The organism is Pseudomonas sp. K2I15, from assembly GCF_002204795.1.
GTDB lineage: Bacteria > Pseudomonadota > Gammaproteobacteria > Pseudomonadales > Pseudomonadaceae > Aquipseudomonas.
The window spans coordinates 393,538-407,923 of sequence record NZ_NIXO01000001.1; the positions used below are offsets into that span (position 1 = coordinate 393,538).

The 14,386-nt window shown below is 60.2% G+C and carries 13 protein-coding genes; 8 read left to right on the forward strand and 5 right to left on the reverse strand.

Annotated features, from left to right (window positions below; translation table 11 throughout):
* Positions 1-177: 177 nt before the first annotated feature.
* The 5 genes from CEC48_RS01875 to CEC48_RS01895 all read left to right on the forward strand — a co-directional run bounded on the left by CEC48_RS01875 (position 178) and on the right by CEC48_RS01895 (position 5,585).
* Positions 178-1,272, forward strand: a complete 1,095-nt coding sequence (locus CEC48_RS01875) for a polyamine ABC transporter substrate-binding protein (protein WP_088422228.1) — start codon at positions 178-180, stop codon at positions 1,270-1,272.
* A 209-nt stretch (positions 1,273-1,481) separates the two neighbouring features.
* The gene (locus CEC48_RS01880) at positions 1,482-2,576 is read left to right on the forward strand and encodes a polyamine ABC transporter substrate-binding protein (RefSeq protein WP_088422173.1); all 1,095 of its coding nucleotides are present in this window, start codon (positions 1,482-1,484) and stop codon (positions 2,574-2,576) included.
* Between the two features lie 68 nt (positions 2,577-2,644).
* Entirely contained in the window at positions 2,645-3,787 is a 1,143-nt protein-coding gene (locus CEC48_RS01885; RefSeq protein ID WP_088422174.1) for an ABC transporter ATP-binding protein, read from the forward strand.
* Complete coding sequence (locus CEC48_RS01890; RefSeq protein ID WP_088422175.1) at positions 3,784-4,704, forward strand: ABC transporter permease subunit; 921 nt, start codon at positions 3,784-3,786, stop codon at positions 4,702-4,704. Before CEC48_RS01885 ends, CEC48_RS01890 begins: the two co-directional genes overlap by 4 nt.
* Positions 4,701-5,585: an ABC transporter permease subunit gene (locus tag CEC48_RS01895; RefSeq protein WP_088422176.1), complete on the forward strand. Its 885-nt coding sequence runs from the start codon at positions 4,701-4,703 to the stop codon at positions 5,583-5,585. Before CEC48_RS01890 ends, CEC48_RS01895 begins: the two co-directional genes overlap by 4 nt.
* Positions 5,586-5,726: 141 nt before the next feature.
* Here CEC48_RS01895 and CEC48_RS01900 read toward each other — a convergent pair whose 3' ends face one another.
* Positions 5,727-6,368, reverse strand: coding sequence for an HD domain-containing protein (locus CEC48_RS01900; protein WP_010167840.1), 642 nt, complete (start codon positions 6,366-6,368; stop codon positions 5,727-5,729).
* A 281-nt stretch (positions 6,369-6,649) separates the two neighbouring features.
* On the opposite strand from CEC48_RS01900, the gene CEC48_RS01910 reads away from it, so the two are divergent.
* On the forward strand, positions 6,650-7,615 hold the full coding sequence (locus CEC48_RS01910; protein WP_088422178.1) for a GlxA family transcriptional regulator: 966 nt from the start codon (positions 6,650-6,652) through the stop codon (positions 7,613-7,615).
* Positions 7,616-7,777: 162 nt separating this feature from the next.
* Here the strand turns inward: CEC48_RS01910 and CEC48_RS01915 are convergent, their stop codons facing one another.
* A complete protein-coding gene (locus tag CEC48_RS01915) occupies positions 7,778-10,141 on the reverse strand; it encodes a penicillin acylase family protein (RefSeq protein ID WP_088422179.1) in 2,364 nt (787 codons plus the stop codon).
* 226 nt (positions 10,142-10,367) lie between these two features.
* Here CEC48_RS01915 and CEC48_RS01920 point away from each other — a divergent pair, with 226 nt between their 5' ends.
* Positions 10,368-11,453 (forward strand): GNAT family N-acetyltransferase, encoded by a 1,086-nt coding sequence (locus CEC48_RS01920; RefSeq protein WP_088422180.1) that lies wholly within the window; start codon positions 10,368-10,370, stop codon positions 11,451-11,453.
* Entirely contained in the window at positions 11,450-12,331 is an 882-nt protein-coding gene (locus CEC48_RS01925) for an arginase family protein (protein WP_088422181.1), read from the forward strand. The genes CEC48_RS01920 and CEC48_RS01925 overlap by 4 nt, the downstream gene beginning before the upstream one ends.
* On the opposite strand, the gene CEC48_RS01930 is transcribed toward CEC48_RS01925, so the two are convergent.
* The 3 genes from CEC48_RS01930 to CEC48_RS01940 are packed head-to-tail and all read right to left on the reverse strand — an operon-like array spanning position 12,321 to position 14,313.
* Positions 12,321-13,547, reverse strand: a complete 1,227-nt coding sequence (locus CEC48_RS01930; RefSeq protein WP_088422182.1) for a DegT/DnrJ/EryC1/StrS family aminotransferase — start codon at positions 13,545-13,547, stop codon at positions 12,321-12,323. The genes CEC48_RS01925 and CEC48_RS01930 overlap by 11 nt on opposite strands.
* The gene (locus CEC48_RS01935) at positions 13,544-13,957 is read right to left on the reverse strand and encodes a multidrug efflux SMR transporter (RefSeq protein ID WP_003213866.1); all 414 of its coding nucleotides are present in this window, start codon (positions 13,955-13,957) and stop codon (positions 13,544-13,546) included. The genes CEC48_RS01930 and CEC48_RS01935 overlap by 4 nt, the downstream gene beginning before the upstream one ends.
* Positions 13,957-14,313 carry an EamA family transporter gene (locus tag CEC48_RS01940; RefSeq protein WP_088422183.1) on the reverse strand — a complete coding sequence of 119 codons (357 nt, stop codon included), beginning with the start codon at positions 14,311-14,313 and terminating at the stop codon, positions 13,957-13,959. The genes CEC48_RS01935 and CEC48_RS01940 overlap by 1 nt, the downstream gene beginning before the upstream one ends.
* Positions 14,314-14,386: the final 73 nt, after the last annotated feature.

Genomic DNA, 14,386 nt, shown 5'->3' on the forward strand with positions numbered 1-14,386 from the left:
TGTTTTAAAAAGGCATTTATAAAAAGAGCGCTTTGGTTGAAAGCCGGCCCTTGAACTTGCCAGACTGTCGCCCTGTTTTGTTGCCCCTTAGACGGGCTGCGAAACACGTTGTACTTAAAGAACGAACGTGGCCCAAAAAAGAAAAAATTGGAGCATGACCGAATGAAGGCATTAGGTTTGAAGAACGCTGGCAAGACCCTCCTGGCCTTGTCCCTGATGGGGGCCATGGCAGGCGCGGCGCACGCCGACGATAAAGTGCTGCACGTTTATAACTGGTCCGACTACATCGCACCGGACACCATCGCGAACTTTGAAAAAGAGTCCGGGATCAAGGTGGTCTATGACGTGTTTGACTCCAACGAAACCCTGGAAGCCAAGTTGCTGGCAGGCAAGTCCGGCTACGACATCGTCGTGCCGTCGAACAACTTCCTCGCCAAGCAGATCAAGGCCGGTGTTTACCAGGAGCTGGACAAGTCCAAGCTGACCAACTACGGCAACCTGAACAAGTCGCTGCTTAAAGCCGTGTCTGTCAGCGACCCGGACAACAAGCACGCCTTCCCGTACATGTGGGGCTCCATCGGCATCGGCTACAACCCCGAGAAGGTCAAGGCTGCACTGGGTATCGACAAGATCGACTCGTGGGATGTCATCCTCAAGCCGGAAAACCTCGCCAAGCTGAAAGGCTGCGGTGTGAGCTTCCTCGACTCGCCAACCGAAATGCTGCCGGTGGCACTGCATTACCTTGGCCTGCCGACCGACACCCAGAAGAAAGAAGACCTCAAGCAAGCCGAGGCCCTGTTCCTCAAGCTGCGCCCTTCGATCGGCTATTTCCATTCGTCCAAGTACATCTCGGACCTGGCCAACGGCAACATCTGCGTAGCCGTGGGTTACTCGGGTGACGTGCAACAGGCCAAGTCCCGCGCGGCTGAAGCCGGTGGCAAGGTCAAAGTGGCTTACGACATTCCGAAAGAAGGTGCCGGCAGCTTCTATGACATGGTCGCCATCCCTAAAGATGCCGAAAACGTCGACGCCTCCTACAAGTTCATGAACTACCTGCTCAAGCCGGAAGTCATGGCCAGCATTACCAACAGCGTCCGTTTCCCGAACGGTAACGAGAAAGCTACCGCGTTGGTCGACAAAGACATCACCAGCGACCCGGGCATCTACCCGCCAGCGGACGTGCAAGCCAAGCTTTATGCAATTGCTGACTTGCCTGCCGCTACTCAGCGGGAAATGACTCGCAGCTGGACCAAAATCAAATCGGGTAAGTAAGCCTTAAAACCTGTGGGAGCGGGATTGCTCGCGAAAGCGGTGTATCAGTTGATACATATGCTGGCTGACACGCCGCCTTCGCGAGCAAGCCCGCTCCCACCAATTAAATGACACAAAGTTTTGCCGGATCGGTTTATCGAGGGTAAGTTGCGCGCCGGTTTTGTTGCCGGGCAACAACTTTGGGCCCAACTATTTAAGAGGACCTCCACTTGCCAATTTCTTTATTTCGCAAAGCCTTGCTGGTGGGTGCAGGTATCACGCTGGCTGTCAGCGTGCAGGCCGCGCCAACTGTGCATATTTATAACTGGTCTGACTACATCGGCCCGGACACCCTGGCCAACTTCGAAAAGGCCACCGGCATCAAGCCGGTCTACGACGTGTTCGACTCCAACGAAACCCTGGAAGGCAAGTTGCTCGCCGGGCGTACCGGGTATGACGTGGTGGTGCCGTCCAACCACTTCCTCGGCAAGCAGATCAAAGCCGGGGCGTTCCAGAAGCTCGACAAGTCGCAACTGACCAACTACGCCAACCTCGACCCGGCGCTGCTCAAGCGTCTGGAAAAGAACGACCCGGGGAACCAGTACGCGGTGCCGTACCTGTGGGGCACCAACGGCATTGGTTACAACGTTGATAAAGTCAAAGAAGTACTGGGCGTCGACCATATCGACTCCTGGGCCGTGCTGTTCGAGCCGGAAAACATGAAAAAGCTCGCCACGTGCGGCGTGTCATTCATGGACTCGGCGGATGAAATGTTGCCGGCGGTGCTCAACTACATGGGCCTCAATCCCAACAGTACTAACCCGGACGACTACAAGAAGGCCGAAGAGAAACTCCTGAAAGTGCGTCCTTACGTGACCTACTTCCACTCTTCCAAATACATCTCCGACCTGGCCAACGGCAACATCTGCGTGGCGGCCGGGTTCTCCGGTGATGTGTTCCAGGCCAAGGCCCGCGCGGCCGAGGCAGGCAAGGGCGTGAACATCGCCTACGTGATTCCCAAAGAAGGCGGCAACCTGTGGTTCGACGTGCTGGCCATCCCGGCGGATGCCACCAACGTCAAAGAGGCCCTCGCCTTCATCAACTATTTACTGAAACCTGAGGTGATCGCTCAGGTCAGTGATTACGTCGGTTACGCCAACCCTAACCCAGGGGCGGACAAACTGATGGAGCAATCGATACGCACCGACGAAGCGGTTTACCCACCGCAGGCGGTTCTCGACCGGACTTTTGTCAACTTCGAGCTACCCCCGAAAGTGCAACGTTTGATGACCCGTAGCTGGACCAAGGTCAAAACGGGCAAATAAAGCTCAAACTATCCTGGGTTTGCCCGTATTGGGTGAACTGCACTCTTTTTATTCTGGGAGTTTCGTAAATGGCAGTTGCCTCCGGCGCCTATAAGAAAGCCCTCGAGGGCGACCAGACACCGAAAAAGGTGCTGGTCAAAATCGACCGGGTCACGAAGAAATTCGACGAGACGATCGCCGTGGACGATGTGTCCCTGGAAATCAAGAAAGGCGAGATCTTCGCCTTGCTCGGCGGATCGGGTTCGGGTAAATCCACCTTGCTGCGCATGCTCGCAGGCTTCGAGCGCCCAACGGAAGGACGCATTTACCTCGACGGTGTGGACATCACCGACATGCCGCCGTACGAGCGGCCGATCAACATGATGTTCCAGTCCTACGCCTTGTTCCCCCACATGACCGTGGCCCAGAACATCGCGTTTGGCCTGCAACAGGACAAGATCCCCAAGTCTGAAGTCGACGCCCGCGTGGCCGAGATGCTCAAGCTGGTACAGATGAGCCAGTACGCCAAGCGCAAGCCGCACCAACTGTCTGGCGGTCAACGTCAGCGGGTGGCACTGGCGCGTTCCCTGGCCAAGCGTCCGAAACTGCTGTTGCTCGATGAGCCGATGGGCGCACTGGACAAGAAGCTGCGTTCGCAAATGCAACTGGAGCTGGTGGAGATCATCGAGCGCGTAGGCGTGACCTGCGTGATGGTGACCCACGACCAGGAAGAGGCCATGACCATGGCCGAGCGCATCGCGATCATGCACCTGGGCTGGATTGCCCAGATCGGCAGCCCGATCGACATCTATGAAACGCCTACCAGCCGCCTGGTGTGCGAGTTCATCGGCAACGTCAACATCTTCGATACCCAGGTGGTGGACGACGCCGAAGGTCACGCGGTACTCAAGTGCCCGGACCTGGACCGTGACATCTACGTTGGTTACGGCATCGCCACGTCGGTGGAAGACAAGTCGGTGACCTACGCCATCCGCCCTGAAAAGCTGCTGGTGACCACCGAAATGCCGACCTGCGAGCACAACTGGTCCAGCGGCAAGGTGCACGACATCGCCTACCTCGGCGGCCACTCGGTGTTCTACGTTGAATTGCCGAGCGGCAAGCTGGTGCAGTCGTTTGTCGCCAACGCCGAGCGCCGTGGCCAGCGCCCAACTTGGGGTGACCAGGTGTACGTGTGGTGGGAAGACGACAGCGGCGTGGTACTTCGCTCATGAACATGAAGAAGTTCAAACGCCAGCTGCAACGAATAACCCCCGGTGGCCGGCATGTGGTCATCGGGATCCCTTTCCTCTGGTTGTTCCTGTTCTTCATGCTGCCGTTCTTCATCGTCTTGAAGATCAGCTTTGCCGAAGCCGACGTGGCGATCCCGCCGTATACCGAGATCTACACCTTCGTTGAACAGAAGCTGCAACTGGTGCTGAACCTGGCCAACTACAGCCTGCTGGCAGGCGATGATTTGTACATTGCGGCGTACCTGGGCTCGCTGAAGATGGCGTTTTTCAGCACGCTGTTGTGCCTGCTGATCGGCTACCCGATGGCCTATGCCATTGCCAGTGCGCGCAAGGAAATGCAGACCGTGCTGGTGCTGCTGATCATGATGCCGACCTGGACCGCGATCCTGATCCGCGTGTATGCGTGGATGGGCATCCTCAGCAACAACGGTTTGCTCAACGGCTTTTTGATGTCCATGGGGCTGATCAACGAGCCGCTGCAGATCCTCAACACCAACATCGCGGTGTATATCGGCGTGGTGTATTCCTACCTGCCGTTCATGATCCTGCCGCTGTACGCCAACCTGGTGAAACACGATCAGAGCCTGCTGGAAGCCGCATCGGACCTCGGTTCGAGCACCTTCAACAGCTTCTGGAAAATCACCGTGCCGCTGTCCAAGAACGGCATCATCGCCGGCTGCATGCTGGTGTTTATCCCGGTGGTGGGCGAGTTCGTGATCCCGGAACTGCTGGGCGGCCCGGAAACCCTGATGATCGGTAAAGTGTTGTGGCAAGAGTTCTTCAACAACCGTGACTGGCCGGTGGCGTCTGCCCTGGCGGTGGTGATGCTGGCGATCCTGATTGTGCCAATCATCCTGTTCAACCGCAGCCAAGCCAAAGAGATGGAGGGCAAGATATGAAGCGCGTCAGTTTCTCAAGCTTCATGCTGGTGGCGGGGTTGTTGTTCATCTACCTGCCGATGCTGATCCTGGTGATCTACTCGTTTAACGAATCCAAACTGGTGACGGTGTGGGGCGGTTGGTCGATCAAGTGGTACGTCGGCCTTTTGGACAACACCCAGTTGATGGGCTCGGTCGGTCGCTCCCTGGAAATCGCCTGCTACACGGCGATTGCGGCGGTGGCGCTGGGTACGTTGGCGGCGTTTGTGCTGACGCGTATCAGCCAGTTCAAGGGCCGCACGCTGTTCGGCGGCCTGGTGACGGCGCCGCTGGTCATGCCGGAAGTGATCACCGGTCTGTCGCTGTTGCTGCTGTTCGTGGCCATGGCGCAGATGATCGGTTGGCCGCAGGAACGTGGCCTGGTCACCATCTGGATCGCTCACACCACGTTCTGTTCGGCGTATGTGGCGGTGGTGGTGTCGGCGCGCTTGCGTGAGCTGGACCTGTCGATTGAAGAGGCTGCGATGGATTTGGGTGCGCGGCCATGGAAGGTGTTCTTCCTGATCACCATCCCGATGATCGCGCCTTCGCTGGCGGCGGGCGGCATGATGTCGTTCGCGCTGTCGCTGGATGACCTGGTGTTGGCGAGCTTTGTGTCGGGGCCGGGGTCTACCACGTTGCCGATGGAAGTGTTCTCGGCGGTGCGCCTGGGGGTTAAGCCTGAGATCAACGCCGTGGCCAGCTTGATTCTGTTGGCGGTGTCGATCGTGACGTTCCTGGTGTGGTTCTTCAGCCGTCGTGCCGAAGAGCTCCGCAAGAAAGCGATCCAGCAGGCGATTGAAGAAGCTGCGGCGGATGGCTGGGAGAAGCCGGACGCGCGTCGGGCTCCAGCGCCGGTCTAATCAGGTCTACCTGAAGAAACCGAATCAAAATGTGGGAGCGGGCTTGCTCGCGAAAGCGCTGGATCAGTCGACATATCCAGTGACTGACACTGCGCCTTCGCGAGCAAGCCCGCTCCCACATTTGATTGCATTCCAGGCCGGTTAAGCCACCCAAGGCGACTTGCGAATCACCTCGACAAAGTTCATCGGCTTGAACCCCGGCTCCTGATCCACCAGCACATCCGTCTTCACGTTGCCAAACGTGGTCTGCGGACGATGGCGCAGGCCGTCGGCAAACGCGCAGATGATGCATTCCTTGAACCCTTCACCCCGTGGATGCGCGTGCACCACTGCTTCGCGCTGCACGCTGCTAAAGGCTGCGTACTCCATGCCCAATACGTCCATCTCGACACCCGCAGTCACCAGCGCCACGGTCGGACGCAGATGCTTGGGCACGCCCGGCGTGGTGTGCAGGGCGATGGACAGCCACACCTGCTCGATATCGTCGTCACTCAACCCGTAAGGCTTGAGGAAGTCCGCTGCTGCGTTGGCGCCGTCCACTTCAAAGCGTTCGTCGTCACTGCGGTGGCCTTCCACCAGGCCCAGGTCGTGGAACATGGCACCGACGTACAGCAGCTCCGGGTTATAGGCCAACTGCTGGCGCTCACCGCTCAATGCGCCGAACAGAAACACCCGGCGGGAGTGGTGGTACAGCAGGTCGGATTCGATGTCGCGGATGTATTCGGTGGTGGCCTTGGCCAGGGCGCTGTCCGGGATCTTGATGCCGGCGATGGTGGTGCTCATGGTCGTTCTCCTCAAGAAAGCGCCGGGTGGGCGCCGATGAGTCCAGTCTGGTCGCGCACCCGCGAGGGAGCCACCGCGGCGAGGGCGCGATCCCGGCCAATGTGCCGCGATATCGCGCCAAGCGGACTAGTCTCTTGAAAACTGTGAAGATCAAATGTGGGGCTTGCTCGCGAAAGCGGTGTGTCAGTTAATACATGTGTCGACTGGCCCAGCGCTTTCGCGAGCAAGCCCGCTCCCACAGGGGGGTGCATTTATTCAGTTGAAAAAAGGTGTGTTTATCCATGGGCAAAACCGTCGCCATCCTGATCTTCCCCGGCGTCCAGTCACTGGACGTGACCGGCCCCCTGGATGTGTTCTGCGAGGCCAACCGTTTTCTCCCGCCCGAGGAGCATTACCAACTGGAAGTGATTGGCCTGGGCCACGGCAACATGGCCTGTTCCAACGGCTTGTCGTTGCAGGCGCATCGGCATTTCAGCGAAGCCCTCGAACCTTACGATTTGCTGTTGATGGCCGGCGGGCCGCAGTTGCCGTTCGAGGATTTTGGCCCGGTGTTCACTCAATGGCTGCGTGACGCCAGCGCGCGAGCCAAACGCTTCGGCTCCATCTGCAACGGCGCCTTCATACTCGCCCGCGCGGGGTTACTGGATGGGCGCACCGTCACCACCCACTGGGGCGACGCCGCCGACTTGGCCAGCTTGTGCCCATCGGCCCAGGTGCAAGCCGACCGCCTCTACGTGCAGGACGGCAACCTCTACACCTCCGCCGGGGTGACGGCGGGTATCGACCTGTCACTGTACCTGCTGGCGCAGGACCATGGGCCGGAAGTGGCGCTCAGTGTGGCCAAGCGGCTGGTTGTATTTACCCAGCGGTCGGGCGGGCAATCGCAGTTCAGTCCGTTCCTTACACCCCACGCCGAAGCCACCTCGGCGGTGGCGCTGGTGCAGCTCTACGTATTGGCGAACCTGACGGGGGACCTGACCATCGCCGATCTGGCCAAGGCCGCCAACATGAGCGCGCGCAACTTCTCCCGGGTATTCGCCCGGGAAGCGCAAATCACCCCGGCGGAGTTCGTCGAGCGGGCACGGGTGGATGCGGCGCGGGTGATGCTGGAAAGCACCCACGCACCGCTCAAGACCGTGGCTTACCAGTGTGGCTTTCGCGATGCGCAGCACATGCGCAGCGTGTTCAACCGCCGGCTGGGGGTGACGCCACAACAATTCAGGCTGAATTTCGCGGTGCCGGTTTAAGGTCAACATAGAGCAAAATGTGGGAGCGGGCTTGCTGTGGTGAGGGGGCTTGTCCCCCGTCGGGTTCACCACAGATTGATGGGGCTGCTTCGCAGCCCAACGCGGGGCAAGCCCGCTCACCACAGCAAGCTCGCTCCCGCATTGGGTCTTCTGTTTCTTCAGTTATTGCGGTGTCCGCGCGGGCAACAGCTTGAGCGTGCTGCGGGTATTCGCCGTCACTTCCTCCTCATTGAAATGCGCCTGCTCATACCCGCCCTCGATATACGTTTCCGCCTGGTCGGAATAGTGCTTGTCGAATGGCACACCACTCTGTCCAACCGGGTTGATGGTCAGCGCATGCGCGGCGTCAGCGAAGTCGATCAGGCGCCGTGTCGACGGTCCGTACGTCACCGGCCACGGCGCAGGGCCGATCGGCGCGGATTGGTTATTGGGTACTTCATGGCTGCCGGGAGCGGCGAACGGGCCGACGTTGACGATCTTGTCCAACGGCTTCTGCGAGCCCAGCGGATGGCCGTGGGTCAGGGTGTGGGCCTTGCCCCATTGCCATTGCGCCGGGTCGTCACCGAAGGTCGCGTTGAGGTGTTGCAGGCTGTTGTCCCAGGCGAGCTTGACGGTGTCGGCGCGGTGGCCGTTCCACCATGGTGAATCCGGCGAAGCGGTGAGCCGCGGCAAGGCCGCATCCACCACGCGGGTGTTGAGCAATGTCTTGAACATCGCGTCGCCCAGCTTTGGGTGAAACGCCGCGTCGGTGAGGTTGAACAGGAACTGGTTGAACAGCGTGGCAGTGGTGGAGTCCAGCGGGTAATCGCCTTTCCACGTGGCCAATTGCTCCACCAGCTTCAACTGCGCCGGGTCCTTGACCACTTCACGCAGCACCGGCAGCAGCGGCGCCAGCAGCCGTGGGCCGTAGGCGGTGGTGGTGCCGAGCTGCAAGGCCTGGCTGTTGTCCACGTCCCATTTCACGCTGTTGTCGCTCAATTGCGCGTTCAACTGCTGGCCACGGTCCGCCAGGTTGTAATAACCGGGGATCGGCATGCCGGTGGGCGACGCCGGTTGGGCGTTGGCGGACACCACATAACCGCGGGCCGGGTTTTCTTCCTGGGGGTTGGCGCTGAACGGGTAGAAGCCGAGTTTGTCGGCCTGGGCGGTGCTGCCGTCGAGGATAAAGCCCGGGTTGACTCCTGCCGGGCGGATCGGCAATTGCGCCGCCGCCCACCAGCCGATATCACCCTTGGCACTGGCCCATACGATGTTCAAGCCCGGCGCCTGGACCTTGGCCGCTGCGGCGCGGGCCTTGGCCAGGGTGTCGGCACGGTTGAGCTGGTAGAAGCCTTCGAGGATTGGGTTTTCGGTATCCAGGAAGGCCCACCACATGGCAATCGGCGTCTTGCCCGCATTCTCACCCAGTACATCGTTGATGATCGGACCGTGGGGCGACCTGCGCAGGGTCAGGGTCACCGGGTCCTGGCCTTTGACCGCGATCTGCTGCTCGCTGCTGGTCATGTCCACCCACTTATCGTGGTACCAGACCTGGTTGGGGTTGTCCGGGTTGACCTTCTCGGCGATCAGGTCGAGGTCATCGTTCTGGAACATGGTCAGGCTCCAGCCGAAATCCTTGTTGTGGCCCAGGAACGCCACCGGCACCAGCGCGTTGTGATAACCGTAAAGCTCGAAGCCCGGCGCCGACAGCTGCGCCTCGTACCACACCGACGGCACCGAGAAGCGGATATGCGGGTCGCCCGCCAGCAGCGGCTTGCCGCTCTTGGTGCGGCTGCCGCTGATGGCCCAGGCGTTGCTGCCTTCGAACTGCGGCAGGCCGTTGTCGGCCATCGCCTGTTCACTCAATTGGGCGATGGCGCCGAGGTCTTTCCAGTCACCGGCCGCCAGGTTCAGCGCGCCCTTGGGCTGCCAGTCGAGGTCGAAGACTTTCAGGTAGTCGTTGCCCAACTGATCGCGTACGTACGTCAGCAAGGGTTCGGTGCGGAAGGCGGCGGCAAAGCTGTAGGCCAGGTAGCCGGCGACGCTGATAGTGTCTTCGGCGGTAAACGGGCGCTTGGGGATGCCCAGTATGTCGAACTCCATGGGTCTGGCGTGGCTGTCCTGATACTGGTTGACGCCGTCAAGATAGGCTTGCAGGGCCTTCCAGGACGCAGACTCGTGGTCCATGTGCTCCACGTAGCTGAGTGCGCGTTCGCGAATGCGCAGGCTGCGGAACAGTTTGTCGGTCTCCAGCAGCTTGGGGCCCAGCACTTCGGCCAGCTCGCCACGGGACAGGCGCCGCATGATCTCCATCTGGAACAGCCGGTCCTGGGCGTGCACATAGCCGAGGGCGCGGTACAGGTCGGTCTCGTTCTCGGCGCGGATATGCGGCACGCCACGGTCGTCGTAACGCACGGTGACCGAACCTTGCAGGTGGGCCAACTCCACCGTGCCCTGGCGGGTCGGCTGCTTGCTGTACACGTACCAGCCGGCGCCAACCATAAGGGCTACGAGCAGGATGGCCAGCGCGGTCAGGATGCGTTTCATGGGTTGTCCCTTATTAGTGATCCGGGCAGTTTAGTGGGTTTGGCGAGCGGGGAGGAAGAAGCTGTTGGCTTCGAGTTCCCTGAACCTCACCTGCATGAAGTCGGGGTTCTGAAGTTCGGCGTGGGTGGGCGGGTTATTATGTTTACTCTGTTACATGAAACCAGCGGCGCCACGACTCAACGGGCCATCCGGGCGCGCCTTTGCTATCACTTTCGGAATGCAATTTATGACAGATCCCAGCCGTGCACAGGTGCCTTATGCCTGCTGCATGGAAACGCCATCGCTGATCAGCAGCTTTTTGCGATACCCGCCGGTGGGCTTCAACGCCCAGCTGTCAGCACAGGGACTGCCGTACTTTTTCACCCGGTTCGACCTGCAAACCACCGCCGACGATGAGCTGCGCGCCCGCCTGCGCAGTTGGCCGGGGTACCGCTGGTGGCAGTCATGGCTGCATATCGACACCTGCTTTGTCGGCACCACGGTCAGTGAATATTCGCCGTTCCCGCTGAACGTACCGCCACAGGATATGGCGCAATGGCTGCAAGAAGAATGTGCACCGCAACGCAAACTCACCATCGTCAAAGACGTACCGCTGGATTCTCCGCTGCTCAGCGTCGAGGACAATCGCTACGCACAAGGCTTGATCGAGGCCTGCACCCAGCGCGGGTTCATCAGTGTCGAAGGCCAGGCGCTGGCCTATGTACCCATCGACTTCACCTCGATTGACGAGTATCTGTCGCGGTTGTCCCATAGCCGGCGCCGTAATATTCGCCGCAAGTTGCGCAGCCGCGACGAACTGCGCATTGAGATCCTGGACACCGGCGATACGCGGTTCAGCGATGAGCAATGGCAGCAGGAACTGTACCGGCTGTACAAGGCGGTGTACGCGCAGAGCGAAATCCACTTCGATTTGCTCACGCCCGAATTCTTCATCCAGTTGCTCACCGATGCCAGCAGTGGCGGGCATGTGTTCTGCTATTGGGACGAGGATGAACTGGTCGGTTATAACCTGTGCTATGTGCAAGACGGCAAGCTGCTCGACAAGTACATCGGCCTTAACTACCCGCTGGCGCTGGAGCACAACCTGTACTTCGTCAGCTGGTTTGTGAACCTGGAGTACGCCCTGGAAAAGGGCCTGCAGTTTTACGTGGCGGGCTGGACCGATCCGCAGGTCAAGTCCAGCCTCGGCGCCAGGTTCACCTTCACCCGCCATCTGGTGTGGGTGCGTAACCCGCTGCTGCGCAAGGTGTTGAGCCGTTTCCGACACCATTTTGAAAGCGACATGCAGTGGCAGCAGGAGCAAACCGCATGAGCCAGGCCCGACCCGCATTGATCCTCGATTTTGATGGCGCCGTGAATAACATTCCCGGCGCCATTACCCTGCCACTGCAAGCCTGGCAGGAGAAGATTCGTTTCGGCTGCCGCTGGGCGCAGTTCAAGGAGCTGGAGAGCGCCCTGCAAGCACAGATGCCCAGTGACTACGGCTGCGTGTTTACCGGCAGCGGTGACTATCATCACCTCAGCCAGCTGTTGCTGAACCGCCTGCCCACCCAGCAAAAAATCCAGCTGATCATTTGCGACAACCACCCCGACAACATGCGCTATCCGTTTGGTATCCATTGTGGTTCGTGGGTTTACTGGGCCAGCCGCCTGCCGCAGGTCGAGCATGTTCACGTGCTAGGCATTGGTTCGCCGGACATTTCCCTCAAGCACGCCTGGGAGAATCACTGGTCACCGCTGGTGAAACGCAAGCTGACCTACTGGAACACCAACGTTGATACCCGCTGGTTGAACTGGATCGGCGCAGGCCGCAGCAATCGCGCCTTCACCAACGCGGACGAGTTGATGAGCGCGTTCCTGGCGCAACTCGACCGCTCGCTGCCGGTGTATCTCTCCATCGATAAAGACGTGCTGAGCCCGGAAGTGGTGAATACCAACTGGGACCAGGGCGAGTTTCTGGAGAAGCACTTGAATGCGCTGATCGATGCCTGCCATGGCAACATTATTGGTGCGGACATTACCGGCGACGTTTCGGCCTATCACTACCAGAGCAAGTTCAAGCGGTGGCTGAGTGCCTCTGATGGCCAGGAAGAGTTGCCGGAAAACCAGGTGGTCATCTGGCAACAGCAGCAGAATGAGTTGAATGCGCGCTTGTTGACCCGTATCGATCAGAGCTGGGTCAGCGTTTAAGAATCCGCCGTAGATGATCCAGTACTTGCTCAAACAGTTCGTCCGTCAGCCAGTGGCTGTTGCTGATCGACAGCGTCTGGGCGGCGAAGCTTTGTGCGCAGGGGATCTCGGCGCCTGGCTGTAACAGCGGGGCGAGTGCCGGGTAGCCCGGCAATACGTGGATGAACAGGCGGGTGACGCCCAGGCCGGCCGTCCACAGTTGCGCCATCGCGGTATCGCGGGTTTGTGCGCTGGGCATCACCACCATCAGGAAGGGCCAGGTTCCTTGCTGGCCCGGGCTGTCGGCCAATACCGAAACGCCGGGCAAGCTGTTGAGCTGCGCCACGCGGCGCAATGCCCGCTGGCGCCCTTGCTGCAAATACTCGGGCAAGCGTACCAGCGCTGCGGCGCCGACCTTCTGGCGATAGCCGCCCAGGCGGTGCAACGGAATATCGTCGACGGAAAAGTCATCGCCCACCGCCGCCACTTCATCGCCCCGCGCCAGCGCCGCACGCAATGGTTTGCCATACACGTACTTCAGGCCGCGAGGCTGATAGGCTGCGGCATAGCCCCACAGCTCGGCGCTGCGTTGCAGTTCCCAGCGCAGGCTGAAGGGCAAATCCTGCCGGCATTGCTGGTGCAGCGCCTGATGCAGCGACGCGTCCCGGCTGAACAACACGCCGCCTTCTGCCGTGGTCAGGCCTTTGCCCAGCGCCATGCTGAAAAAACCGATGTCGCCTTTAAGCCCGACACTTTTGCCCTCATCCAGCGCGCCCATGGCTTGGGCGGCGTCTTCGATGACCGCCACGCCGAGCGGCTCGGCAATGCGTTTGGCGGCATCCACATCCGCCACGCGCCCAGCCAGGTGGGTGACGACGATCGCCAAGGTGTTTTGGTTGCACAGCTGCGCCAGCTGTTGCTCGTCCAGGTCGATGCTGCCGGGCTGTAAATCGCACGGCACCACGCGCAAAGGCGGGCAGTGATGCGCAGCCAGGGCCACCAGCGGGCAGGTATACGCCGGCACGATGAGCTCGGTGCGCCCAGGCATGCGCTGCTGCAACACGCGCAGCGCCATGATCAGTGCGGCGGTGCCAGAGCAGGGCAGGGCCGGCAGGGGAATATCGAGTTGCTGGGCCAGCGAACGGGCCAGGTCGCCTGAAACGCTGAATAAATCCTGCCAGCGTAGGGGAAGCCCCGCCGTTGGCGGGATCTCCCGTTGGCTGGCAACGCGGGTCATGACGCCAGCGTCTGCGATGGCTCGGCCTCGACGGTCTTGCTCTCTTTGTCTTCGCTGCGCGCCAGGCACAGGATGCCCGCGATAATCAGCGCGCCACCGACGACTTTGGGCAGGGTCAAGGTGTCGTTGAACAGCCAGACAGAGATCAGCGTCACGCTGATCAGCTCCAGGTGTGAGGCCGCAAACGCCGGGCCGACTGGCGCGTACTTGAGCAGGGTCATCCAGGTAAAGAACGCGCCGATGTAGCCCACAAATGCGCCGTAGATCCATGGCGCACCGAACACGCGTATCAGCCAGGCGGCGTCCATCGTCAGCGGCTCGGCATGAATCGAGGCGAATTTAAAACTGACCTGCGCCAACGTATCGAAAATGATCAGCGACAGAAAACCCAGGATATAAAACCGTTTCATTACTCAAACCCCACGACGGTCACGCCACAGGCGATCAGCATGATGCCGATCAACCGCCATTTGGTCAGGCTTTCCTTGAACAGGAAACGCCCGGCAATCATGATCACGACAATGTTGATGGAGCCCAGCATCACCCCGACCGACAACGGCACCAGGGTCAGGAAGGCCAGCCACAGCACGAACTCGAAGACGTAGCAGATGATGCCCAGCCAGATCCACGGACGCTTGAGCATATGGCGCCAGTGGGCCATGCCGTCATGCTCGGCGCTGGCTGAGGCAGCGGCTTTGAACGCCAACTGGCCGGACGTATCAACGATAACGTTGAGCATCCAGAGGATGATGGTTAATTGGCTCATGTGTTCCCGTGTCGTCTGCTTATACGCCTGGCACCGACGACTCAAACGCCGTCCGCCCCGCTAGCTGCTTACG